Origin of the sequence: Erwinia sp. QL-Z3 (assembly GCF_004551645.1) — a bacterium.
Classification (GTDB): Bacteria; Pseudomonadota; Gammaproteobacteria; order Enterobacterales; family Enterobacteriaceae; genus Erwinia; species Erwinia billingiae.
Map to the genome: position 1 here is coordinate 849,399 of NZ_CP037950.1, position 22,807 is coordinate 872,205.

Annotated in this window: 17 protein-coding genes; 10 read left to right on the plus strand and 7 right to left on the minus strand. The window is 53.5% G+C overall.

Going from position 1 to position 22,807, the window contains the following annotated elements:
- The 6 genes from lptB to npr all read left to right on the plus strand — a co-directional run bounded on the left by lptB (position 1) and on the right by npr (position 4,447).
- Complete coding sequence (lptB, locus tag E2F51_RS04520; protein ID WP_053145056.1) at positions 1–726, plus strand: LPS export ABC transporter ATP-binding protein; 726 nt, start codon at positions 1–3, stop codon at positions 724–726.
- Positions 727–774: 48 nt separating this feature from the next.
- Positions 775–2,208, plus strand: a complete 1,434-nt coding sequence (gene rpoN / locus E2F51_RS04525; protein WP_053145058.1) for an RNA polymerase factor sigma-54 — start codon at positions 775–777, stop codon at positions 2,206–2,208.
- 22 nt (positions 2,209–2,230) lie between these two features.
- Entirely contained in the window at positions 2,231–2,518 is a 288-nt protein-coding gene (gene hpf / locus E2F51_RS04530) for a ribosome hibernation promoting factor (protein WP_013204053.1), read from the plus strand.
- 213 nt (positions 2,519–2,731) lie between these two features.
- Positions 2,732–3,214 (plus strand): PTS IIA-like nitrogen regulatory protein PtsN, encoded by a 483-nt coding sequence (gene ptsN, locus E2F51_RS04535; protein ID WP_173363019.1) that lies wholly within the window; start codon positions 2,732–2,734, stop codon positions 3,212–3,214.
- A gap of 109 nt (positions 3,215–3,323) precedes the next feature.
- On the plus strand, positions 3,324–4,178 hold the full coding sequence (gene rapZ, locus E2F51_RS04540; protein WP_013204055.1) for an RNase adapter RapZ: 855 nt from the start codon (positions 3,324–3,326) through the stop codon (positions 4,176–4,178).
- Positions 4,175–4,447: a PTS phosphocarrier protein NPr gene (npr, locus tag E2F51_RS04545; RefSeq protein WP_013204056.1), complete on the plus strand. Its 273-nt coding sequence runs from the start codon at positions 4,175–4,177 to the stop codon at positions 4,445–4,447. The genes rapZ and npr overlap by 4 nt, the downstream gene beginning before the upstream one ends.
- A 47-nt stretch (positions 4,448–4,494) precedes the next feature.
- Here npr and mtgA read toward each other — a convergent pair whose 3' ends face one another.
- Positions 4,495–5,217 carry a monofunctional biosynthetic peptidoglycan transglycosylase gene (gene mtgA, locus E2F51_RS04550; RefSeq protein WP_013204057.1) on the minus strand — a complete coding sequence of 241 codons (723 nt, stop codon included), beginning with the start codon at positions 5,215–5,217 and terminating at the stop codon, positions 4,495–4,497.
- An 876-nt stretch (positions 5,218–6,093) separates the two neighbouring features.
- Positions 6,094–8,424, minus strand: a complete 2,331-nt coding sequence (gene arcB / locus E2F51_RS04555) for an aerobic respiration two-component sensor histidine kinase ArcB (RefSeq protein ID WP_134822860.1) — start codon at positions 8,422–8,424, stop codon at positions 6,094–6,096.
- Between the two features lie 1,153 nt (positions 8,425–9,577).
- On the opposite strand from arcB, the gene E2F51_RS04560 reads away from it, so the two are divergent.
- Both E2F51_RS04560 and E2F51_RS04565 read left to right on the plus strand, forming a co-directional pair.
- Positions 9,578–15,109 (plus strand): glutamate synthase-related protein, encoded by a 5,532-nt coding sequence (locus E2F51_RS04560; RefSeq protein WP_134822861.1) that lies wholly within the window; start codon positions 9,578–9,580, stop codon positions 15,107–15,109.
- A gap of 66 nt (positions 15,110–15,175) precedes the next feature.
- Positions 15,176–16,933, plus strand: a complete 1,758-nt coding sequence (locus tag E2F51_RS04565; RefSeq protein ID WP_134822862.1) for a sulfite reductase subunit alpha — start codon at positions 15,176–15,178, stop codon at positions 16,931–16,933.
- Positions 16,934–16,970: 37 nt separating this feature from the next.
- On the opposite strand, the gene sspB is transcribed toward E2F51_RS04565, so the two are convergent.
- The 5 genes from sspB to zapE all read right to left on the minus strand — a co-directional run bounded on the left by sspB (position 16,971) and on the right by zapE (position 20,647).
- Positions 16,971–17,471 carry a ClpXP protease specificity-enhancing factor gene (gene sspB, locus E2F51_RS04570; protein ID WP_013204063.1) on the minus strand — a complete coding sequence of 167 codons (501 nt, stop codon included), beginning with the start codon at positions 17,469–17,471 and terminating at the stop codon, positions 16,971–16,973.
- A gap of 5 nt (positions 17,472–17,476) precedes the next feature.
- The gene (sspA, locus tag E2F51_RS04575; protein WP_134822863.1) at positions 17,477–18,118 is read right to left on the minus strand and encodes a stringent starvation protein SspA; all 642 of its coding nucleotides are present in this window, start codon (positions 18,116–18,118) and stop codon (positions 17,477–17,479) included.
- 319 nt (positions 18,119–18,437) lie between these two features.
- Positions 18,438–18,830 carry a 30S ribosomal protein S9 gene (gene rpsI, locus E2F51_RS04580; RefSeq protein ID WP_013204065.1) on the minus strand — a complete coding sequence of 131 codons (393 nt, stop codon included), beginning with the start codon at positions 18,828–18,830 and terminating at the stop codon, positions 18,438–18,440.
- Between the two features lie 15 nt (positions 18,831–18,845).
- Positions 18,846–19,274 (minus strand): 50S ribosomal protein L13, encoded by a 429-nt coding sequence (rplM, locus tag E2F51_RS04585; RefSeq protein WP_013204066.1) that lies wholly within the window; start codon positions 19,272–19,274, stop codon positions 18,846–18,848.
- A gap of 245 nt (positions 19,275–19,519) precedes the next feature.
- The gene (gene zapE, locus E2F51_RS04590; RefSeq protein ID WP_134822864.1) at positions 19,520–20,647 is read right to left on the minus strand and encodes a cell division protein ZapE; all 1,128 of its coding nucleotides are present in this window, start codon (positions 20,645–20,647) and stop codon (positions 19,520–19,522) included.
- Positions 20,648–20,834: 187 nt separating this feature from the next.
- On the opposite strand from zapE, the gene zapG reads away from it, so the two are divergent.
- Together zapG and degQ are read left to right on the plus strand one after the other, a co-directional pair.
- Complete coding sequence (zapG, locus tag E2F51_RS04595; protein ID WP_013204068.1) at positions 20,835–21,236, plus strand: Z-ring associated protein ZapG; 402 nt, start codon at positions 20,835–20,837, stop codon at positions 21,234–21,236.
- A 120-nt stretch (positions 21,237–21,356) separates the two neighbouring features.
- Positions 21,357–22,730, plus strand: a complete 1,374-nt coding sequence (gene degQ, locus E2F51_RS04600; RefSeq protein WP_013204069.1) for a serine endoprotease DegQ — start codon at positions 21,357–21,359, stop codon at positions 22,728–22,730.
- Positions 22,731–22,807: the final 77 nt, after the last annotated feature.

A 22,807-nucleotide genomic window follows, 5' to 3' on the forward strand; every position in this document is an offset into this window, starting at 1 on the left:
ATGGCTACGTTAATTGCGGAAAACCTGGCGAAGGCTTACAAAGGCCGTCGCGTGGTCGAAGATGTCAGTTTGCAGGTCAAATCCGGTGAGATTGTTGGCCTGTTAGGTCCAAATGGCGCCGGCAAAACCACCACCTTTTACATGGTGGTTGGCATTGTGCCGCGTGATGCGGGTCGTATCATCATTGATGATGAAGACATCAGTATCTTACCGTTGCACGCCCGCGCTCGCCGTGGGATTGGCTATCTGCCGCAGGAGGCGTCGATCTTCCGCCGCCTGAGCGTCTATGACAACCTGATGGCCGTACTGCAGATCCGCGACGATCTGACCACAGAACAACGCGAAGACCGCGCCAATGAACTGATGAGCGAATTCCACATCGAGCATCTGCGCAACAGCATGGGTCAGGCATTATCCGGTGGCGAACGCCGTCGTGTTGAGATTGCCCGCGCGTTGGCCGCCAATCCAAAGTTCATCCTGCTTGATGAGCCCTTTGCCGGTGTTGACCCGATTTCAGTTATTGATATCAAAAAGATTATCGAACACCTGCGTGACAGCGGCCTTGGCGTGCTGATCACCGACCATAACGTGCGTGAAACGCTGGCGGTATGTGAGCGCGCTTACATCGTCAGCCAGGGGCACTTAATTGCTCATGGAACTCCGGCAGAAATTCTGGAAGATGAACAAGTTAAAAGAGTCTATTTGGGCGAAGAGTTCAGACTCTGATAAGGTGTTAAAACCAGGTAAGATTTTCGAGGAATTAGTATCCTGAATATGAAGCAAGGTTTGCAACTCAGGCTTAGCCAACAGCTTGCCATGACGCCACAACTGCAACAGGCGATCCGTTTGCTGCAGCTCTCTACGCTTGAACTACAGCAGGAAATTCAGCTGGCGCTGGAAAGTAATCCGTTGCTTGAACAAACCGACATTCATGAGGAAGTGGACGTACGCGAATATCAGGAGAAAGAGGCTCTGGATACCAGGGAAGCGCTGGAACAGAAAGACATGCCCGAAGAACTGCCTCTGGATGCGACCTGGGACGAAATTTATACCGCCGGAACGCCGTCAGGCACCGGAACCGATTATCACGACGACGAGCTGCCGGTCTATCAGGGTGAAACCACGCAGACCCTTCAGGATTACCTGATGTGGCAGGTGGAGTTAACCCCTTTTACCGAAACTGACCGGGCGATCGCGACCTCGATCGTCGATGCCGTGGACGACACCGGTTATCTGACCGCCTCGCTGGATGAGATCCTCGACAGCATTGGCAACGATGAATTGACCATGGATGAAGTGGAAGCGGTATTGAAACGCGTACAGCGCTTCGATCCCGTTGGCGTCTGTGCCCGCGATCTGCGGGATTGTCTGCTGGTCCAGCTTTCCCAGTTCCCGCCTGACGCATTGTGCCTGAAAGAGGCAAGGCTGATTGTCAGCGAACATCTGGACTTACTGGCTAATCATGACTTCCGTAGCCTGATGCGCGTGACGCGGCTGAAGGAAGACGTGCTTAAAAACGCCATGCAGGTGATTCAGTCGCTCGATCCGCGTCCGGGTCAGTCGATTAATACTACCGAGCCGGAATATGTCATCCCGGATGTGCTGGTACGCAAAGCCAGCAATCGCTGGACGGTGGAACTGAATTCAGACAGCGTACCCAGGCTGAAGATTAATCAGCATTATGCTTCACTCGGCGGTTCCACGCGTAACGACAGTGACAGCCAGTTTATCCGCAGCAATTTGCAGGAAGCGAAGTGGCTGATAAAAAGTCTGGAAAGCCGCAATGACACGCTGCTGAAAGTGACGCGCTGCATCGTCGATCAGCAGCAGGCATTTTTTGAACAGGGCGAGGAATTTATGCGCCCCATGGTGTTAGCGGATATCGCCAGTGCCGTGGATATGCATGAATCCACCATTTCGCGCGTGACCACGCAGAAGTATCTGCACAGTCCGCGCGGAATTTTTGAATTGAAGTATTTTTTCTCCAGTCACGTCAACACCGACAGTGGTGGCGAAGCGTCCTCCACGGCGATACGTGCACTGGTGAAAAAATTAATCTCGGCGGAGAATCCCGCCAAACCACTGAGCGACAGCAAGCTCACGACCTTGCTCTCTAATCAAGGGATCATGGTAGCGCGCCGCACTGTCGCAAAGTACCGAGAGTCTTTATCCATCCCGCCCTCAAACCAGCGCAAACAGCTGGTCTGATCGAACAGATAAGGAAGAACGTATGCAACTCAACATTACCGGGCAGAACGTGGAAATCACTGAACCATTGCGTGATTTCGTGACGACCAAATTTGCCAAACTGGAACAGTACTTTGATCGAATTAATCAGGTCTATATTGTACTGAAGGTCGAAAAGGTCACTCAGGTAGCGGATGCGACTTTGCATGTGAATGGCGGTGAGTTGCATGCCACCTCGGAAGGGAAAGATATGTACGCGGCGGTTGACGGCTTGATAGACAAGCTGACGCGCCAGCTCAATAAACATAAAGACAAGCTGAAGCAGCACTAAATTTCACTCAAGCATTGATTATTTCTTCGCCACCCTAATCTTAGGATCAGGCATGACGTAAGATAACCGGCTCGGCTCCCTTTAACCGGGGAGCCGGGCCGTTAATCAATCAGGCAGGCTGAGCAGTCGACCGATGACCCTCTCCCCTCTTCTCAGGTGAAGATGTGTCCCGTAATTTTGCCAGGCAGAAGTGAACACGTAAGTGAAACTATGATGAACAATGAATTAACACTGGAACTGAGCTCGGTACTGAATGTGTCCTGCACCCGCAGCGGCGTCCATTGCCAGAGTAAGAAGCGGGCGCTGGAAATCATCAGCGAGCTGGCGGCTAAACAGCTTAACCTTCCGCACCAGACCATCTTCGAAGCGATTCTGACCCGTGAACGTATGGGCAGTACCGGAATTGGTAATGGTATCGCGATCCCGCATGGCAAGCTGGTAGAAGACACCCTGCGTGCGGTGGGCGTTTTTATCCGCCTCGATCAGCCGATCGCTTTTGATGCCATTGATAATCAACCGGTAGATCTGCTTTTCGCCTTACTGGTACCTGCCGATCAGTGCAAAACGCATTTGCATACGCTGTCGCTGGTTGCCAAACGTCTGGCGGATAAAACCGTGTGTCGCCGCCTGCGCGCTGCGCAGACCGATGAAGAGCTTTACGAGATCATGGCTGAGACTCCTGAGGAGAGCCACTGATCATACCGGGCGTGGAAGCCCCGGCCCATTTTAAGCATGTGGGTTATTCTGGCGGCCTTAGCAGCCAGGGCTGAATACCCTCTAACAGGCAAATTCAGGAGAACAAGTCATGGTGCTGATGATTGTCAGCGGTCGATCGGGATCGGGTAAGTCTGTCGCCTTGAGAGCACTGGAGGATATGGGCTTTTACTGCGTGGATAACTTACCCGTGGTTTTACTGCCTGAACTGGCCAATTCTCTGGCCGACCGCAACATGTCTGCTGCGGTCAGCATCGACGTGCGCAATATGCCTGAGTCACCAGAAGTGTTCGAAAAAGCCCTGACCAGCCTGCCGGACAGCTTTTCTCCTCAACTGCTGTTTCTCGATGCCGACCGCAACACGCTGATCCGTCGCTATAGCGATACTCGCCGCCTGCACCCTCTTTCCAGCAAGAATTTATCGCTGGAGAGCGCCATTGACGAAGAGAATGAGCTGCTGGAACCGCTGCGCTCTCGCGCTGACCTGATTGTTGATACCTCCGAGATGTCGGTGCACGAGTTGGCCGAGATGCTGCGGACGCGCTTACTGGGTAAACGCGAGCGCGAGCTGACGATGGTTTTCGAATCCTTCGGCTATAAGCACGGTATTCCTATTGATGCTGACTACGTCTTCGATGTGCGCTTTTTGCCGAATCCCCATTGGGATCCCAAACTGCGTCCGATGACCGGCCTGGATCGCCCGGTAGCGGCATTTCTCGACCGCCATACGGAAGTGCATAACTTCATTTATCAGACCCGAAGCTATCTGGAATTGTGGTTGCCGATGCTGGAAACCAACAACCGCAGCTATCTTACTGTTGCCATCGGTTGTACCGGGGGTAAACACCGTTCCGTCTATATCGCTGAACAGCTGGCTGACTATTTCCGCTCTCGCGGTAAAAATGTCCAGTCCCGTCATCGCACGCTGGAAAAACGTAAATCATGACTGTCAGGCAAACCGTTGAGATCAAAAATAAGCTGGGAATGCACGCGCGCCCGGCCATGAAGCTTTTTGAACTGGTGCAGAGTTTTGATGCGGAAGTGTTACTGCGTAATGAGAGTGGTACTGAAGCGGAGGCCAGCAGCGTGATAGCGCTGCTGATGCTGGATTCAGCCAAGGGCGGCCATATTGAAATTGAAGCCTCTGGCCCGGAAGAAGAGAAGGCGCTGAGTGCGGTAATTGAGCTTTTTAACGCCGGTTTCGACGAAGATTAACCGTTTTATCCCAGGCATAATCACCGATTATGCCTGGGAAAACGTTCTCACATCAGCTTATGTTCGCGTAAAAATCCCTCTCCCCCAAGCTGCCTCATCTGGCGCAAAATCCACTGCTGACGCTGACGGATATAGCCTGACGGTGCATCGGCTTTAAAACGAATTGGATTCGGTAATACGGCCGCTAACAGCGCGGCTTCAGACATCGTCAGACGACTCGCCGGCTTATGGAAGTAGCGCTGAGAGGCTTCCTCAACGCCGAAAACGCCGTCACCAAACTCGGCCACATTCAGGTAAACGGTCAGAATACGTCTTTTGGTCCACACGGTTTCAATTCCCACCGTCAGGCCCGCCTCTAAGCCTTTGCGTACCCAGCTTCTGCCATCCCATAAAAAGACGTTCTTGGCGGTCTGCTGAGACAGGGTCGATGCGCCGCGGATCCGCCCACCCTCTTCGTTATCCAGCACTGATTGAATGGCCTGCACATCAAAACCCCAGTGCGTCGGGAATTTCTGATCTTCAGAGGCCATTACCGCCAGCGGCATCCAGGGGGAAATGTCATCCATGCTGGTCCAGTCAGAGTGCGCGACATAACTAAAATTGCCGCTAAACCAGGCACCTAGCTGTCGTTCTACCATAACAGCGGAGAACGGTACCGGCAGAAATGAAAACAGTAAAATACCCGCAACCCACACGCCAATCACGGTCAAAAACGCGCGTAAAACCCACGTTTTGAGCAGTTGAAAACCCTTTTTGTTTCGTTTTTTCATACCATAATATCCATGACTATCTTATCAATTCCTGTAAGAGGATAGCTGTATGACACTTTTCTTCTTAAACAAGAACCTGACGCTAACATTGCCAACAAAAGGCGCTTTTAAGGGATAAAGCCCGGCCAGAATTAAAATGTCCTAGCCGCTTCAACCACTTCCGCACTTCAGGAATCGGTTCCATAGAACAAACGAACGTAAAACATCCTCAGGAACATCAGTTAAGCGGTCCGAATCAGTTGATAAAAAAAGATTCGCATAGCTTATAAATTTCTTACCTAAGCATTTGCAAAACAGGTCGGAAGCAGCCCAAAACCCTGAGAAGATTCTGAATAGGGGCTTTTACTGGGCTAACAAGATAAGCGCTTCATCCAGATCGCAAAAGTTATTAAATACGCCTTCATTAATTGGTAAAGACTTCCAATTGCGCTTTTATCATTCGCCCTGTAAACGGTTTCATTCCCGAGACCGTAATCTCACAAAAAGAATATGTTATACAGAGAGTTAAACTTTTCAGCAGTCTGACCATTTTTGATTAGCAGCGTTGCTAGCGCGCCGACGTGCTGGCTACACCACCACGTCAATCGGATTCCCGAAAAAATCGCCACATTCGTTTAAAAAACCACCAATTCAAAGCAAAAAATCATTTCCAGCTTGACTGTGTTATCAAATTAATGTTTTCTGTCTTAAATCGCTGCTCAACATCACACATTTTAATGAATCTGGTAACATGTGATGTAAGATTTGCTAAGGTAGTTCCTGAGCGTTTTACCCAATACCGCGCCTGTGCTTTTAAACTCTTCTTCTAAGAATAGCGCAGGTTACCCATTTCCCTGGTGTTGGCGCAGTATTCGCGCACCCCGGCCTCGGTCGGGGTCATTTTTTTCCAGCGTCCGAAACCCATTCCCGTAACACGTCCACGTCGTTCCGCCACTCTTGCTTCAGCTCGTCAATCCATTCCTGAACGTTGTCCCACCAGGCTGGCAGCTCCGGACTTTGAATCTGTTTCGCCAACTGCTGTAAATGTACCAACCCCACAGAACCTGCCGCGCCTTTAATCTTGTGCCCCTCTTCCGCTATCCCTTTCTGATCGCGCGCCATCATGTTGGAGTCCAGCACGTCCAGATAGCCCGGCATCATCTGCTCGAACATCTCCATGCTCTGGTAAATCAACTGCGGGCCCACCAGCTCGATATATTGCTCAAGCATGGTGACGTCCAGTAATCCCAGTTTCTTCTCGTCCACTTTTCTTTCCTCGGCTTCATCTTGCTGAAAGTCCCAGTATTTTTTGATAATGGCGGTCAGCGCCGGCACGGCCAGCGGTTTGCTCAGCACGTCATCCATCCCGGCATCCAGATACTCTTTTTTGTCCTTGAGCACGTTGGCGGTCAACGCGACCAGCGGCGGCAAATGTTGCTTGCCATAACGCTGATGGATCTCACGGGCGACATCCAGGCCCGTCATATCCGGCAGCTGAATATCGAGCAACACCAAATCAAACTCTTCAGGGTCGAACATGGCGAGTGCTTCTTCACCCGTCATCGCCACCTCAACGCTGTTACCGAGCTTTTCCAGCACCGAGCGGGCAACCACCACGTTAAGCTCGATGTCTTCAACCAGCAGCACGTGAAGCGCAGGAAGCGGCATATCATCCGCTGGCTGCTGATCTTCCGGCTGCTCAGCGATACGTGGGGCATTCACCGTCAGGGTAAAGCAGGAACCTGTGCCAGGCGCGCTGTGAACCGTAATATCACCGCCCATGCTCTGTGCCAGCCGGCGTGAAACGGCCAGGCCAATCCCGGTCCCGGTGGCAGGCTTGCCGCCATGCTGGTCTTTCACCTGGTAATACATGGCAAAAATCTTGTCCTGCTCGTCATGCGGGATCCCCATACCGGAGTCTTCCACTTCGAAGCGCAGGCAGTCTTCGCCCAGATACGCCACGCGAACAATAATGCTGCCCTTCTGGGTGAACTTCACCGCATTGCCGATCAGGTTCCACAGGATCTGCCGCAGGCGCGTGCCATCGGTCATGATTTTGTGAGGCAGCGGCAGTTGCGGGTCGAGCACAAACTTCAGTTCTTTCGGCTGGGCCAGCAGCCCGGAGAGGTTTTCCAGATCGGCAAGGAAGCCGGTAAAATCCACCGGCTGAATATCCAGCTGGACCTTACGCCGCTCGATTTTGTCCATCTCGATCACATCGTTAAAGATATTGCCGAGGGTGATTGCCGACACGGGGATGGTTTTCAGGTATTTGAGCTGCTCCTGATTTAAATCGGTATCCAGCAAAATACGGCTCAGGCCGACGATGCCATTAAGCGGCGTACGAAGCTCGTGGCTGATTGTGGAGATAAATGTGGTCTTTTCCCTGCTGGCATTCTCTAAAGCGTCCTGGTAGCGCTTACGTTCCGTTATATCGCGTCCGAAGCCCATCAGCCCACTGCGTTTACCAATGCGGTCGTAATAAGGCACCTTACGAATTTCGAAGCAGGCTTTGCGCCCATCCGGATACTGCAACCACTGCTCGTAAGTTAACGACACGTTGTGACGGAAGACTTTATCGTCAGTCTCCAATACCTTAGTGGCGGCATCTTCGTCGTACACATCGCGCGGCGTCAGCCCAATCAGTTGCTTTTCGCTTTTTCCCGTCAGCAATTCCATCGCGCGGTTACAGCCCGAGAACTGTTGATCAATGTTGCGATAGAAGACCAGGTCGGGTGATGCATCCAGGAATGAGCGCAGGAAGGAGGATTGTTGCTCAAGTTCGATCTGCGCTTCCTCGCGCCGGGCCATCTCTTCCTTCAGCTTGGCCATCACCTGCAAACGCGCCTCTTCAGCTTTGATACGGTCAGCAATTTCGTGATTCAGCTGGGTGATGTTTTCTTTCATCTGCTGATTCAGCTCAAGATCGCGGTGACGCATCTCTTCCAGCTTATCGACCAGCCGCGACAGGCGCTGCCTCGACTCCTCAAGCTGCTCAACGACGACTGAGAGAAAATAGACCGCCCACGGCGTAATCAACAGGCCAAAAAACACCGATCGAACCATATCGATACTTTCGACATGACCGCGCAATACCATGGTGACCGCCATCTGGACGATCATCGCCAGGACCACCAGCGCTGAAGCCAGCAACAATGAGAAGCGGACCAGTCCCAGCTTGACCATCAGGTCGACATAATATTGTGCTAAGAGACGAATTTGTTTCATAAAAGATTCCTTCCGGGCCAATAGCCCCAATCATACCGTAAAAGCTTAAAAGACCCACGTAACCTGTACAAAGCATCAGCGCACCAGGCTGGTGCAGCACCCGCGCTGAATGACTGCTTACGCACTCACTTATTCAAAGAAATAAACGGACCTTAACGGATTTCTGCTACGGCACGCGGTTAAACAAGCCCGGCACGATCGCCTTACTTCGACCTGGTTGAGAGCGGTTGTGGCGAATTGTTAAGGAGGACTTTCACCTGCACGTTTGGCATAAAATAGCGATCGCTTATCTGCCTGCAAGCTGCGTCTTTGCTGGATCCACAGCATAAAAACCGCCTGCCTGAAAATAAACCTGTCGTCGCCCAAATCTTTTGTCATCTTTCTGTCACCCTGAGGCTGGACGCTTTATTGAACTGCATAATCCGCTGGTCGGTCCTTCTGCAGCTTTTCCTCACTGAACTGGCTAATTCATAGTGATAGTGAGATCTTTGCGCTCTTAACCCATTACCCTATCGAATAACAATTCACATTAAGTGAGAACTTACTCATTGCGATGATGATTAATTTTACTAATGATGGGCGGCTGTTTAATTCAAATAAGCGTACGGGATAAAAACAGTATTTTTCAGTAAATAGCGTATAATTGTCAGAACATTCTCCTACCAATAACCCCAGCACCAGCATGGTGCAGAGATATGGCGCCTGCACTACAGTGAGACAGCTCACACTTATTGCGGTCTTTGCCTTGCAGGGTTTAGTAGAAAAAACGGCGACAAATCCTTACATATCAATAGCCTGAGCTGTCATAAGGTCGCAAAAGCCTCAGTAAGAACGCTATTTGACCTGAGTACGCTTTCCCGATAAGTTGGAAATCCGCTGGAAGCTTTCCCGACGGGCCAGTGTCTCGGCATATCTATGCAGCAAGAAGACTCCCTCGTGATGCAAGTTATCTCCCTTTAAGAGATTCGGAAATTTGAGAGCAGCCCCCCTTCAAGGACGTCAGGAAAAAAGTCTGGAGAGGTAACGCTCGGGGTAACGGCGTGCGCATTAAGCGGTCAGGAAAAATGAGACAGAGCCTGAGATAGACTCCTCAGATGCACTCTGTGCTTGAAACACTATAGGTAATGTCACAAAGAAGTTGAGGAGGCCTCCGATGTCCAACACAAAACCTTTTCCCTATGGCTTGTACGATCCTTCAAGAGACAGCGATAGCTGTGGCGTAGGTTTTCTGACGCGTAAGGACGGCGAGCAAACTCATGAGATCCTGCAGATGGCCCATAGCGCCTTGTGCACGGTACCTCATCGCGGGGGTATGTCGGCGGAAGGCGTCGGTGACGGTGCTGGCGTCAACGTGGACATCTCTTTGCACTTCTTCCGCAAAATTACCGGCCAACAGCTTGAAGCGGGTCGCTTTGGCGTCGGCAACTTCTTCGTGCCTAAAGACGTTGAACTGCGCGCCAATGCGGAACGTCTGGTTGAAGATACGCTTGCAGCCTATGGCCTGCCTGTTCTGCTGAAGCGCGACCTGCCACTCGATGGTAGCGTGCTGCGTCCTGCTGCGCTCTCTTTCCAGTTGCCTATCGTCCAGTGGGTGTTTACTGCCCCGCAGGATGTCGACACGCAAAACGAATTCGAAAAACGTATCTACCGTGCCTTGCTGGACATCGAAGCGCGCGCCTTTACCGAAAGCCAGTTTGGCGGGCTCTATCCGCTGTCGCTTTCTTCGCGCACTCAGGTTCTGAAGGCCCGTCTGAATTCCAATGAAGTGATCCCTTACTTCAAGGATCTGACCGATCCGGATCATCAGGTGCGTGGGTTGTTCTTCCATACCCGCTTCTCAACCAACACCGATCCGCACACCACCATGGCGCAGCCTTTCCGGCTGATGGCCCACAACGGCGAGCTGAACACCGACCGTAAAAACCGTATTGCTGAGTCTGCGCTGGCGCTGGCTCGCGGCAAGAAAATTGTTCGCCCGAAAGGACAGTCCGACAGCTCGCGTCTGGATCAGAGTATCCAGAGCCGCCTGATGGAAGATAACCTCGACCTGATCAATGCCGTGGTGTCGATGATGCCGCCGGCGTGGGAAAACGATCTCACCCTGTCGACCGAAGTCCGCGCGATGCTGGAGTACTTCTCTTTATATGAAGAGAAAAACGATGGCCCGGCCGCGCTGATCTTTGGTAACGGTGAAGTGATTGGCGCGCGTCTGGACCGTCTGGGCCTGCGCCCACTGCGCTCTGTGGAAACCGCCGAGTATATCGGTGCGATGTCAGAAGCCGGTCAGATCGCCTTCCCACCGGAAAGCGTATTACGCCGTGGCCGTATCGAAGCGGGCGGCATGCTGTATTACGATCACAGCGAAAAGCGCAGCTACACCACGCTGGAAGCGCTGGAAAAACTGGCTGCTGAAAAAGACTACCCGGCACTGGTTGAACAGGCCCGTGTCATGCTGGAAGAATTGCCTGTGGTTCCTGCTGAAGAGCAAGGTTCACCGCTGCGCTACAGTGGTGACCTGAAAACTTATCAACGGTTTGTGGCTTACTACTACAACCAGGAAAGCTTCAAATTCATGATGGACCCGATGCTGAACACCGGCGCAGAGAAAATTTCTGCCATGGGTTACGGCAACGCGATCAACGGTCTGTCCGATCATGAAGGCGGGATGGCGCACTACTTCTCTCAGCGCTTTGCTCAGGTAACTAACCCACCGTTAGACTCGATCCGTGAAGTTGACGGCATGACCTTGCGCGTTGCGCTGGGTGCTAAGCCGCATCTGGGCCGCAGCAAAGGCCGTCAGATTATCGTGCCGACCCCGATCCTGACGCATCTGGATATGCTGCAGCTGCGTGAGCAGAATGTCGCCCCTTATGCGCGTTTCGATATGCTTTACATCCCGGTGGTGGGCACCGAGCCACAGAACCGTATCGACAATGCCAACGCCCTGGAAAAAGCCATTGATGACCTTGCTCAGCAGGTTGTCGACTTTGCCCGTGAGCAAGGCGGTATCGCGGTTCTGACTGACCGTCATATCTCTTCTACCCGTGCCGGTATTCCGATGCTGTTGATGGTGTCTGCCATTAACCAGCGCCTGGTTCAGGAAGGCTTGCGTCTGGACGTTTCTTTGGTGGTTGAAAGCGGCCAGAGCATCTCCTCGCACCATATCGCGGCAACCCTCGGTTTCGGCGCGTCGGCCGTTTACCCTCTCGGCGTGCAAATGCGCGCAGAAGAGAAGTACGGCGAAGGCGAAGAAGGCAATAAAGCATTCAAACGCTATGCCAAAGCTGCTGAAAAAGCCCTGATGAAAACCATGGGTAAAGTCGGCCTTTGTACCGTTGAAAGCTACAGCTGCGGTGAGTTCTTCGAGCCAAACTTCCTTAATACAGACGATCCGGTACTGAGAAAGTACTTCCCGAACATTAAAACCCCGGTCGGCGGCGCTGGCTTTGCCACGATCGCGCAGATGGCCGTGGACTGGCACCAGAGCGCCCTGAAAATTCAGGGTGAGTCAGAAGTGCCGTTGTTGGGTCTGTTTAAAGAGCGTGCGGAAGGTGCCGGTCACTCCTACGGTACCATTGCTGTGCGTACCTTTATTGATATGACAGAGCAGCCGATCCGTTTTGCTGATAAGCCACGCGATGAAGATCAGTTCATCCGTTTGCTGACGCTGGCGAAACTGGATAATGCCTTCAATATCAAACCCAGCGCTTTTGCGGACACCAGCTTTGAACGTATCCCAAATGACGTGATTGATAACTTCACCATCACGCCGGACTATCGCGAATTCTCCAGCCTGATGCTGCAGGAACGTAAACGTCGCCCGGCGGCGCTGCGTGACATTCTGACCTTCCCGGCCGATCTGACCCACGTCGACAGCCAGGCAGAGTTTGCCCGTAAACTGGGTCGCTACTCGTTAACTAATAATGGTTTTGCGACCCGTGGTCTGGCATGTGAAGCCACCGAAGGCCGTGAAGGTCACTTCACGCTGCGCCTGACCGACAGCATTGTTGGTCTGAAGCCAGAGAACGAGCGCCTTGCGGCACTGTTCAGCGCACTGAAAACCCGTTTCACCGATGAGATCGGCGAAAGTGAGATTGTGGCTGGTGGCCTGCAGCTTGCCGCAACCGGCAAAGCGGCTGAGTACCTGTCACGCATCTTCACCTCGGCCCCTTCTCTGCCGCTGAACGAAATTCAGCCTGCCAGCGAAATCACCCGCACCTTTGCTTCCGGTGCGATGAGCCACGGTGCGCTGGTTGCGCCGGCTCACGAAGCGGTGGCACACGGCACCAACATGGTTGGTGGCATGAGCAACTGTGGTGAGGGTGGCGAGCACTATTCCCGTCACGGCACTATCCGTGCATCACGCATTAAGCAGCTGGCTTCCGGTCGCTTTGGCGTGTGGGCTGCGTACCTTGCGGACCCGATGCTGGAAGAGCTGGAGATTAAAATCGGTCAGGGCGCGAAACCTGGCGAGGGCGGTCAGCTGCCTGCGGCGAAAGTCACGGTTGAAATTGCTGCGGCCCGTGGCGGTACGCCTGGCGTGGAGCTGGTTTCCCCTCCTCCGCATCACGACACCTACTCGATTGAGGATCTGGCGCAGTTGATCCACGACTGCAAAGCAGCTCGCGTGCGCGTCATCGTTAAACTGGTTTCCTCTGAAGGCATTGGCACCATCGCCGTCGGCGTGGCAAAAGCCGGTGCGGACGTTATCAACGTCGCGGGCAACACCGGTGGTACCGGTGCGGCTTCGGTTACCAGCCTGAAATACACCGGACGCGTGGCGGAAATCGGCATTGCCGAAGTGCATCAGGCGCTGTGCGCTAACGGCCTGCGTGAAAAAGTTCTGCTTCGCTGTTCAGGCGCGCAGCAAACGGGCAGCGACGTCGTGAAATCTGCCCTGTTGGGTGGCGACAGCTTCGAATTCGGCACCACCGCGCTGATGATGCTGAAATGCGTGATGGCAAAAAACTGTAACGTGAAATGCCCGGCCGGCCTGACCACCAATGCCGAAGCCTTTGATGGCGATCCCCGTCAGCTGGCGCAGTACTTTATGAACGTCGCGCATGAAGTGCGTGAGATTCTGGCGCGCCTTGGCCTGCGTTCGCTGCGTGAAGCGCGCGGTCGCTCTGACCTGCTGCACCTGATGGATCACCCACTGGAAGTCGGCAAGCTGGACTTCCGTGCCATGCTGACCGTGGTACCCGAACTGAAAATCGCCCGTCCGGTCTATCTGGAAAAAGATTTCGAGCTGGACAACGGCTGGGTCGATCAGCTGAAACTGGAGCTGGTCGATCAGGGCCAAACCGATATTCAGTTCGGCAATGGCATCACCCTGAACAACCGCAACAAAAGCGTTGGCGGACAGTTGGCCATCGATATCGAGCGCCTGCTGAACCACACGCTGGATGCTGCTCAGCTGAGCAAAATCCCTGCAGCATTGCTGGACGATCGCGGACGCCGTTATCTGGCACCCAATACCGTCAATATCTCTACCTCAGGATCGGCCGGTCAGTCCTTCGGCGTATTCTGCAACGACGGTATGCAGCTGAAGCATTACGGCACCTGTAACGATGGCGTCGGTAAAGGCCAGTGCGGTGGCGAAATTGTGGTGATGTCGCCTGGCGGCGGCTCGCAGGATGCTGAAGGCAACGTGTTGATCGGTAACTTCGCGCTGTTTGGCGCTACCGGTGGACGCCTGTTTGTGCAGGGCCAGGCGGGTGACCGCTTCGCAGTCCGTAACTCAGGTGCAACGGCCGTGGTTGAAGGCGTTGGCGATTTCTGCTGTGAATATATGACCAATGGCGCGATCCTGAACCTGGGCACTTACGGCACCGGTTTCGGTAACGGCATGAGCGGTGGCTTTGCTTACCAGTACGACCCGTACGGCACGCTGGCAGGTTCAGCAGCCGGAGACTCCGTGCTGTTTGGCTGCATCGCTGACGACAACGAAATGGCGCGCGTGCACAAGGACGCGGTGCTGACGATGCTGAACTGGCATCTGGAAGCGACCCATTCACCTCGTGCAGCCTGGCTGCTTGAGCACTGGGAAACCGAGTGCCAGCACTTTGTCTTTGTGATGCCGCGCTCCCTGCTGTTGTACCAGGAAAGCACCGAGATCCTGAAGGCCAAAACCCGTAAGGATCTGCTGGAAGAGCTTTCAACCGCGCTGGCAAGCCATCAGGTTGCCAAGTTCAAAGCGGCCTGGCGCAGCAAGAAAACGATTGCCAATGGAGTGGTACCTGAATACGGTGCAACTGACACGCAAGATATGTTTGTGCTGCTGAACAACTATACCGTGCTCAGCTTTGCACAGCAGTTGGCGCTCTCCCGCCTGCCGAAAGGTACGCCGGTAGAAGATGCCGCGGTAGAAAAAGCCGTACGTAACCTGTTAATGACAGAGGACTTCGCACTGATCAGTAAGCTGCAGCGTCACGCACGTTCAGCGATTGAAAATTACAGTGATGATGAACTGGCCTGCCTGATTGCAGCCAAACGTATGGCGGACTACAAGGCTGCCCTGACGCAACGTAACATCCGCTCGATGGACAGCCTGGCGACTTATGGTTGGATCATTTATCAGGATGCGCGTAACAGAGAAGTGCTGGGCGGACTGCCTGACTTCGAAGAGCTGTTTGCTCGCGCCGCACTGCCTGAAATCGCTGCAGCCGTCGGGAAATTATCCTGACGGTTTACCGGACTGAATGTGACTATCTACTGAACACGACGAAACGGGATTGAGTACAGATAACCCATGAAAATTCCTTACATTCCTGAAGACGCGCCATTCAATGGCGACCAGAAATACTGGCTGGCGGGGTTTCTCGCCGGGCTACACTCACGCCTGCTGGTACTGGAAGACAGCAAGCAGGCTGCCAGCGGTACCAGTTCTGCGGCAACCACGCAGTTGCATATCCTGTTTGGCTCGCAGACCGGTAATGCCGAAGCGCTGGCACAGAGCGCAGCGAAAGCTGCCCGTGCTCAGGGTCTGGTGCCTGTGGTGCAGGGCCTGGGTGAAGTGGATATCGACGTGTTCGCGACCATGCGTCACGTGCTGGTGATCACCTCAACCTACGGCGAAGGCGAAATGCCTGATAACGCCCAGCTGTTCTGGCAGGCCATTTCTGCCAGCACCGCCCCGCGTCTGGAGCAGATGCACTTTGCCGTACTGGCTATCGGTGATACCGGCTATGATGGCTTCTGCCAGGCCGGTAAATTCATCGATATGCGCCTTGAGCAGCTCGGCGCGAAACGCGTCAGCGACCGTATTGATTGCGACATTGATTACGAAGAGCCTTCTAATCAGTGGATCTCTACCTCTATGCCACAGTTTGCCGCCAGTGCCGGCAGTAGCGGTACCGCGCTGGAGAATTTACCGGAAGCCCCGGTGATCCCTGGCAGCAACAAGCAGAATCCTTATGCCGCGGCACTGATCACCAATAAGCGTCTTTCTGGTGATGAATCAGGCAAAGATATCCGTCACTTCGAATTCGATTTGACCGACAGCGGGCTGAAGTACGAAGCCGGGGATGCGCTGGGCGTGATCCCGGTCAACGACCCTTCGCTGGTGAAACTGCTGCTGACTCAGCTGAACTCGGATTACGATACGCCGGTTTCAGGCTTCGACAGAACGCTGGGCGATCTGCTGACCTATCAATTCGAGATCTCTGAACCTTCGCGTAAGCTGATTGAATGGGTTGGCCAGAACACCACTAACCAGGAACTGCGCCACGTTCTGCAGCATGACGACAAGGACGCGCTTGGCGTCTGGTTGTGGGGCAAAGACACGCTGGACCTGCTGCAACTTGAGCTGACCCGCTCGCTGAGCATTCCAGAGTTCGTTGCGCTGCTGCGTCCATTACAGCACCGTGCTTATTCCATCTCTTCAAGCTCGAAGGCGTACCCAAATCAGGTTCACCTGACTATTGCCACGCTGCGTTACCACAGCACTGGCCGCCCACGTAGCGGCGTATGCTCTGCTTACCTGGCGGAGCGTGTCGGTCGCGGTGAAAAACCGGCTATTTTTATTTCGCCGAACAAAGCGTTCCGCGTGCCGGCGAACAACGATGCGCCATTGATTATGATTGGTCCGGGGACCGGTATCGCACCATTCCGCGCCTTCCTGCAGGAACGTCAGGCTGCCAGCGCGAAAGGCAAAAACTGGCTGTTCTTTGGTGACCAGCATCAGGAACACGACTTTATCTATAAAGACGAATTGCTGGGCTGGCAGGAAAACGGCTTACTGACGCGTCTGGATTTGGCCTTCTCCCGCGACCAGTCGAAGAAAATCTACGTACAGAGTCGCATGCTTGAGCAAGGTGCAGAGCTGTTTGCCTGGCTGGAACAAGGCGCCTACTTCTATGTCTGTGGTGATGCATCACGCATGGCGAAGGACGGGGATAAAGCCTTGTATGAGGTGATTACTCAGTTCGGTGGGATGTCTGTAGAGCGCGCGGCCGACTATGTTGACCAGCTCAAAAAAGAAAAACGTTACCTGCGAGATGTTTACTAATCTCAGCGATAAAAAAACGGGCCGAAAGGCCCGTTTTTTATTTCACGACGCGTAACGCCGGTCGACCACCGCGCGGTGGCGGGTCGTTGTCCGGATTGTCATCATCGTTCTGCACGCTGTCATCCGGGCGATCGCCGTCGATAACAGACATCACCGTTTCTGGCGTGTCGTTCTGCTCTGAATCCGGGTTATATTCCCCGGCTTCTTCGTAAACCGGCTCAGGCTCAAACATCGTACCTGCACCGTTTTCACGTGCATAAATAGCCATCACTGCCGCCAGAGGAACCGTAACCTGACGAGGCACGCCGCCAAAGCGGGCGTTGAAAGTCACCTCATCATTACCCAGTTCCAGGTTGCCGACCGCACGCGGAGCGATGTTCAGAACGATCTGACCATCACGCGCATACTCAAGAGGCACCATCACACCTGGCAGATTGATATCCACGACCAGGTGCGGGGTTAGCTGGTTGTCCAGCAGCCAGTCATAGAACGCCCGCAGAAGGTACGGGCGACGAGCGGTAAGTTGCGACATTTCCATCGTAATCAGCCCCGTGTTTGCAGGCGCATTTCACGTTCCGCTTCCGTCAGGGAAGCCAGGAAGGAATCACGCTCGAAGACACGCGTCATATAGCCTTTCAGCTCTTTAGAACCTGCGCCGACCAGCTCAATGCCCATCTGCGGCAAACGCCACAGCAGCGGTGCCAGGTAGCAATCAACCAGGCTGAACTCTTCGCTCATAAAGAACGGGGTACGGGCAAACAGAGGGGCGATCGCCAGCAGCTCTTCACGCAGCTGCTTACGCGCGGCTTCTGCTTCCTGCGCCGTGCCGCTCTCGACCTTACGCATCAGGCTGTACCAGTCTTGCTCCACGCGGTGCATCATCAGACGGCTTTCACCACGGGCAACCGGGTAAACCGGCATCAATGGTGGTTGCGGGAAGCGCTCATCAAGGTATTCCATGATGATACGGGATTCGTACAACGTCAGTTCACGATCAACCAGCGTTGGGACGGTACGGTACGGATTGAGGTCAATCAGATCCTGGGGCAGGCTATCCATTTCTACCTGCTCGATCTCTACGCTAACACCCTTCTCCGCCAGCACGATACGAACCTGGTGGCTAAAAATGTCAGTAGGACCAGAAAACAGCGTCATTACCGAACGTTTGTTGGCAGCGACAGCCATGTAAACCTCCAAGTTTATCCAGAAAATTACTGCGCAAGCCCGCCAGGTGGCGACTAACCTGCTTAATAGAGTGCCATTAGCATGATGTGAAGCCGAACCAGCATCCACTGAGGATTTCATGCATCAATGCTCTGCTAATGCGTGCAAAGTGACACACAGTTTACCAGATTTTAGACAGCTTGTGGGGGCGGGAACGCGGATTTGACGGGAAAAGGGTAAACCCCGTCGCGATTTCCATCATTATGCCGATGGCGGAAAAGAAAAAACCCGGTGCAAGCACCGGGTTTTTCGATAATCGACTCTGCCGAGGCAGAATAAATTAACGCTTGGAGAACTGAGGACGACGACGTGCTTTACGCAGGCCGACTTTCTTACGTTCTACCTGACGAGCATCACGAGTCACGAAGCCTGCTTTACGCAGTTCGCCACGCAGTGATTCGTCAAACTCCATCAGAGCGCGTGTGATACCGTGACGGATCGCACCAGCCTGACCAGAGATACCACCACCTTTAACAGTGATGTACAAATCGAATTTACCAACCATGTCCAACAGTTCCAGCGGCTGACGAACTACCATGCGGGCAGTTTCGCGACCGAAGTACTGTTCTAAAGAACGCTGGTTAATAACGATGTTACCGCTACCCGGCTTGATAAAGACGCGTGCGGAAGAGCTTTTGCGGCGACCAGTGCCGTAGTTTTGATTCTCAGCCATTGCCTGTAATCCCGATTAAATGTCAAGAACTTGCGGTTGCTGTGCCGCATGGTTGTGCTCGTTGCCCGCGTAAACTTTCAGTTTACGGTACATAGCACGACCCAGCGGGCCCTTTGGCAGCATGCCCTTAACCGCGATTTCAATCACACGCTCAGGACGGCGAGCAATCATCTCTTCGAAGGTCGCTTGCTTGATACCACCGACAAAGCCGGTGTGATGGTAATAAATCTTATCGGTACGCTTGTTACCGGTTACGGCAACTTTCTCAGCGTTAAGAACGATAATATAATCACCGGTATCAACGTGCGGAGTATATTCCGCTTTATGCTTACCGCGCAGGCGACGAGCCAGTTCGGTCGCTAAACGACCTAAAGTTTTGCCAGTTGCGTCAACAACAAACCAGTCACGTTGGACCGATTCTGGCTTAGCTGTAAAAGTTTTCATTTAAAAGCTTACCCAAATTAAGTTACACGTTGGTGAAATCCCAAACGCTTGAATAAACGGTTGAGGCTCACACGACCATCTTGACCAGCAAGCCCACCCCTTCGGATAGAGTTACTGGAACACAAAGAGTTTTGGGAAAAAAACCTTTGTTGTAACGTGGGGTCGCAAGATTATAGAGAAGTCGACCACAAAGCGCGACCCTTTTCTTACAATAATTGCACCCCGGTGCCCCGCCCTGGCTTGCTTCAGGGCAAATGCGCCAGCCGGAGGTACTCTTCGCTTTGCATCTCCTGCAAGCGGGAGACGCAGCGTTGGTATTCGAACTTCAGCCGCGCGCCTTGGTATATCTCAAACAGCGAGGCTTCGGCGGAGACCACTAGCTTAACATGCCGCTCGTAGAACTCATCCCCCAATGCCAGAAAACGTCGCGCCTGGTCCTCCGTTTTGTAGATCATCACCGGCACGTTATACAGCAATACGCTGTGAAAACGGCGCGACAGCTCGATGTAGTCATGTTGACTGCGCCCTTCACCGCACAGCGTTTTAAAGTCCATCGCCACCACGCCTTCCGCCATGCCCTGGGTCGGCAGAGAACGGTGATTAATCTCCAGCACCGGTTTGTCGCTGCGCGCGACGCCAGCCAGCGCCACGAACATCCGCTCCATCTCTTTGCTGGTGTCGTCATTTAATGGCGTCATCCACAGATGGGCTGAGGTCAGCGTGCGCAAGCGGTAATCAATGCCGGCATCCACGTTCATGATTTCGCAATGCTGCTTAATCATTTCAATGGCGGGCAGAAAACGCGCGCGCTGCAGGCCATTGCGATAGAGATCGTCAGGCGGAATGTTCGAGGTCGCAACCAGCGTAATCCCTCTGGCGAACAGCGCTTCCATCAGCGTGCCCAACAGCATCGCGTCGGTAATGTCTGACACAAAGAATTCGTCGAAGCACAGCAGGTCGGTTTCGCTTTTGAAACGATCGGCGACAATTTGCAGCGGATCGCTTTGTCCCTGAAGCTCAGTCAGCTCCTGATGGACGCGTAACATAAAGCGGTGAAAGTGCAGACGCTGCTTACGCTCTCCAGGAATTGCCTGAAAAAACATATCCATCAGCCAGGTTTTCCCACGCCCGACACCGCCCCACATATATAAGCCCCGGGCCGCCGCCGGCGCCTCGGTTTTTCCTTTGCCCATCAGCTTGTTCAACTTGCCAAAAAGTCCTTTCGCAGGCTGGGCAGAAACCGGCTGAACGCGAGTCAGCGCCTGATAAATTCCGTCAAGGCGCGTCATGGCGTCGAGTTGTACTGCATCAGGCTGGAATTCGCCTTTTTCCAGCGCCTGCTGGTATCGCGCCAGAGGAGACATCGTTTGCATAATTTATTCACATTCCCTGAAAAATTCGGTGCGTCAGGTGGTTGATTGTCGAAAAAAAGGCCGCTATACACTAAGCGATGCAGCCTCAGGATTCCACTTCCATCAGATTAGCGGTTATAGTGGCAGGTAGTGAACTGGCGTTGGCCAGTAGCCCTTACGGAACAACGAAGACAACACGGGAGTTATTATGACCTGGGAATACGCGCTTATTGGCTTGGTAGTTGGATTAATCATCGGCGCGGCGGCCATGCGTTTTGGCAACAAAAAGCTTCGCGAACAGCGGAGCCAGCAGTACGAACTGGAAAAAACGAAAGCAGAGCTGGCCGACTATCGTGAAGAGCTGACCAGCCACTTTGCACAGAGTGCTGAATTGCTGGACAACATGGCGCGCGATTACCGCCAGCTGTATCAGCATATGGCGAAAGGGTCTAATGACCTGCTGCCAAACCTGCCGGGTGAGAAAAACCCGTTTGCTTATCAGCTGACTGAATCAGAAGCGGATAACGATCAGGTCCCGGTTCAGATGCCACGTGACTACCCGGACAGCGCTTCAGGCCTGCTTCGCGGTGACCGTGCAGCACAGAAATAAGCAGAATGATTGAAGGGCGCTCAGCGCCCTTTTTTTCTTTTGCCATAGCAACATCTGCACTCTGAGTTTTAGGTTAATACCTGAGTTCCCCCCACCTTTTGTAGCGAGAGCGTCTTAGCGATGAAGAACAAATCCTTACTGTTAAGTGCATTGGCATTGAGTATTGGCATGAATCTGACCATTACTCCCCAGGCGATGGCTACGCTCCCCGCGCAAATTGAGGGGCAACCGCTGCCAAGCCTGGCGCCAATGCTGGAAAAAGTGCTTCCTGCGGTCGTTAGCGTCCATGTGGAAGGCACCCAGACGGCTGCGCAGTCTCAGGAGATCCCTGAGCCGCTGAAAAAATTCTTTGGTCAGGGCCAGGACGGTGATTCCCAGCCGCAGCCATTCGAAGGTCTGGCTTCAGGCGTGGTGATCAACGCCGATAAGGGCTATGTGCTCACCAACAATCATGTGGTCAATGGCGCCAGTAAAATCAGTGTCCAGCTGAGTGATGGCCGTGAATTTGATGCCAAACTGATTGGTCACGATGAACAAACCGACATCGCGCTGATCCAGATCAGCGGCGCAAAAGGCCTGACGCAGATTAAAGTGGCGGATTCCGATCAGCTTAAAGTCGGTGATTTTGCCGTCGCCATTGGCAATCCATTTGGCCTTGGCCAGACCGCCACTTCAGGGATTGTCTCTGCGCTGGGGCGCAGCGGCTTGAATCTTGAAGGTCTGGAAAACTTTATTCAGACGGATGCCGCCATCAACCGCGGTAACTCCGGTGGCGCGCTAGTGAACCTGAATGGCGAACTGATTGGCCTGAATACCGCCATTCTCTCCTCCGCCGGGGGCAATATCGGCATTGGCTTTGCCATCCCAAGCAATATGGCGATGAACCTGGCTCAGCAGCTGATTGATTTCGGCAAAGTGAACCGCGGTCAGTTGGGTATTAAAGGCACTGAGATGACGGCGGATATGGCCAAAGCCTTCAATGTGGATGCCCAGCGCGGCGCGTTCGTCAATGAAGTGCTGCCAGGCTCTGCGGCGGCGAAAGCGGGCATCAAGGCCGGGGATATCATCACCAGTCTGGATGACAAGCCGATCGACAGTTTCGCTGCCCTGCGGGTGAAAATTGGTACTACCGCACCGGGTAAAGACGTCAAGGTCGGCCTGATCCGTGAAGGTAAGCCGGTTAACGTTACCGTTAAACTGGATGCCAGTACGCAAACCTCGACCACGGCCGATCAGACCACTCCGGCTCTGCAAGGTGCTACCTTCATCGATGGCGCCGCGAAAGACGGAACCAAAGGCGTGGTAGTGGATGACGTGACCAAAGCCTCACCCGCTGAGCAATATGGCCTGAAAAAAGGCGATGTGATTATTGGCCTCAACCGCACCAAGGTGGCTAATCTGGCCGAGCTGCGCAAGCTGCTGGAAGCCAAGCCACCGCTGCTGGCGCTGAACGTGATCCGTGGCGATGCGAGTATCTATCTGCTTTTACGTTAAATCATGAAGCGGACACCTGCGTGTCCGCTTAACTCATGCTATCCTGCCAAACGTTCATTCACTCACCATTTAAAGCC

Bases quoted from the DNA above. Each gene is read 5' to 3' on its own strand.
- lptB (WP_053145056.1), top strand. From the start codon at position 1: ATGGCTACGTTAATTGCGGAAAACCTGGCGAAGGCTTACAAAGGCCGT.
- rpoN (WP_053145058.1), top strand. From the start codon at position 775: ATGAAGCAAGGTTTGCAACTCAGGCTTAGCCAACAGCTTGCCATGACG.
- hpf (WP_013204053.1), top strand. From the start codon at position 2,231: ATGCAACTCAACATTACCGGGCAGAACGTGGAAATCACTGAACCATTG.
- ptsN (WP_173363019.1), top strand. From the start codon at position 2,732: ATGAACAATGAATTAACACTGGAACTGAGCTCGGTACTGAATGTGTCC.
- rapZ (WP_013204055.1), top strand. From the start codon at position 3,324: ATGGTGCTGATGATTGTCAGCGGTCGATCGGGATCGGGTAAGTCTGTC.
- npr (WP_013204056.1), top strand. From the start codon at position 4,175: ATGACTGTCAGGCAAACCGTTGAGATCAAAAATAAGCTGGGAATGCAC.
- mtgA (WP_013204057.1), bottom strand. From the start codon at position 5,217: ATGAAAAAACGAAACAAAAAGGGTTTTCAACTGCTCAAAACGTGGGTT.
- arcB (WP_134822860.1), bottom strand. From the start codon at position 8,424: ATGAAACAAATTCGTCTCTTAGCACAATATTATGTCGACCTGATGGTC.
- E2F51_RS04560 (WP_134822861.1), top strand. From the start codon at position 9,578: ATGTCCAACACAAAACCTTTTCCCTATGGCTTGTACGATCCTTCAAGA.
- E2F51_RS04565 (WP_134822862.1), top strand. From the start codon at position 15,176: ATGAAAATTCCTTACATTCCTGAAGACGCGCCATTCAATGGCGACCAG.
- sspB (WP_013204063.1), bottom strand. From the start codon at position 17,471: ATGGAAATGTCGCAACTTACCGCTCGTCGCCCGTACCTTCTGCGGGCG.
- sspA (WP_134822863.1), bottom strand. From the start codon at position 18,118: ATGGCTGTCGCTGCCAACAAACGTTCGGTAATGACGCTGTTTTCTGGT.
- rpsI (WP_013204065.1), bottom strand. From the start codon at position 18,830: ATGGCTGAGAATCAAAACTACGGCACTGGTCGCCGCAAAAGCTCTTCC.
- rplM (WP_013204066.1), bottom strand. From the start codon at position 19,274: ATGAAAACTTTTACAGCTAAGCCAGAATCGGTCCAACGTGACTGGTTT.
- zapE (WP_134822864.1), bottom strand. From the start codon at position 20,647: ATGCAAACGATGTCTCCTCTGGCGCGATACCAGCAGGCGCTGGAAAAA.
- zapG (WP_013204068.1), top strand. From the start codon at position 20,835: ATGACCTGGGAATACGCGCTTATTGGCTTGGTAGTTGGATTAATCATC.
- degQ (WP_013204069.1), top strand. From the start codon at position 21,357: ATGAAGAACAAATCCTTACTGTTAAGTGCATTGGCATTGAGTATTGGC.